Raw genomic sequence first — 1710 nt, forward strand, 5'->3', positions numbered from 1 at the left:
AGAGGGCACTGAAAAACTTACGTTTTTTATGACAATTTAGTTTTTCAGACAAAAATAAGGTACTTTCTATTCGTTTTCGAATGGAAAGTACCTTATTTCTTTATCTATTACTTACTCTTTTTCGTTTAATAACGTTAGTATCCGCTTAAGATTAACGGCGAAGATTGTTGTGGCACCTTGTATTTCCATGCCAAATAAACCCGCTGATTTGGCCGTTTTGTAGCCATGCGGATTTTTTAACTCGCTATTTTTCGCTTCGATTTTGTAACGGTTTTTCGCAAGTTGTTTAAATTCTTCAGTTTCTTGAAAAGAAGCTTGTTCATCATGTTCTAGTGATTTAATCGTCACATTATAGGTTTTATTTTTTGCTCCGTCTTTATAACACCCTTCACGCATCGGACAAACCTTACATTTTTTAATATCGAAATAATAGGTAGCTTTCTGATTTTTATTTCCATTTTTCTTTCCCGTTTGAGCTTTTCGAATTGCCATGTGTCCAGCTGGACAAACGAACATTCCGGCATCTTTATTGTAATCGAATTCAATTTTTCGTTGTCCATTACCGTTGGTAATCGTTGTGTTTAATTTTGATATCAATTGAATTTCTTCTGATCTTGCATATTGTAAGTTGTCTTTTCCAGAATAAGCTGCGTCACCAAGAACGGTTTCAATTTCCATGCCGGCCTTTTTACTTTTTTTAAGTAATTCTTGAAGATACTGCCCGTCACTTTTTTCACCCGTCGTCACAACGGCCGCTGTAATAATTCGTTCGTCACTCATCGCAATATGTGTTTTGAAACCAAAGAAAGCCGAGTCAGCTGACTTGTGTCCAACTCGTGCATCTGGATCATTTGAGTAACTCAATTGGTTCTCGTAATCATCAATGACTTCTTTTAAAACATTTACTTTTTCTTTTACAGCTGGGATTTGTGCAACCTTTGTTTGTGTTTCCACCATTTCGACGACTTGACGACAGTATTCTAATTCTTCTTCGATTTCATTTGATGTAGGCTTTGTTGGAAATTTTCCAACCATTTCTTCATCCAATTGATAGACCGCTTTGCGTACATTTTTTGATTTTTCTTGTAAAAATTCTTTCGGTGATTTTTGATTATAACGAGCCTTTGTATGAGTGGCATCAACGATGACCATTTTACTCGTAATTAGCCCTTTGTCTAACGCAATTTCTACCGTTTTCTTAATAAGTAAATCTAATAAATTCATATCCTGTAAGCGAAGTCGACGAAATTTTGTCAGGGAACTTGAATCAATGACATCCTCTTCCGGTGCCATTTCTAAAAAATACTTAAACGACATATCATATTTAGAGCGTTCGACAAGATCGGCATCTGATAAGTCATAAATCGCTTTTAATAGTAAATACTTGAACATACGAATGGGTGAAATTGCATTACGACCATTATCTAAACAATATTTAGATTTAAGTTCATCTAGAATGAATGAGAAATCCACGAGTTCATTGATTTGGCGAAGCATATTGTCTTTTGGGATGATTAAATCGTACAACGCCATATACGGACTTAAATTTAATGTTTCTTGTTTAGAAATCATAGTCGCACCACCTCTTATTAGTTACGTTCATTATACTATGGAAAAGAAATTCAACGAATAGTAAAAAGCGATTGGGCAAACGGAAATCCGTTCGCCCAATCGCTTTTATTCATTTACTGGACTTTTTCAGTGCCCTCC

At 35.3% G+C, this 1710-nt stretch carries 1 protein-coding gene; it reads right to left on the minus strand.

Going from position 1 to position 1710, the window contains the following annotated elements; translation table 11 throughout:
- Positions 1-111 precede the first annotated feature (111 nt).
- A complete protein-coding gene (locus CH76_RS13190; RefSeq protein ID WP_036147306.1) occupies positions 112-1572 on the minus strand; it encodes an IS1182 family transposase in 1461 nt (486 codons plus the stop codon).
- Positions 1573-1710 lie beyond the last annotated feature (138 nt).

This window comes from Lysinibacillus sp. BF-4 (assembly GCF_000743635.1).
GTDB lineage: Bacteria > Bacillota > Bacilli > Bacillales_A > Planococcaceae > Metalysinibacillus > Metalysinibacillus saudimassiliensis.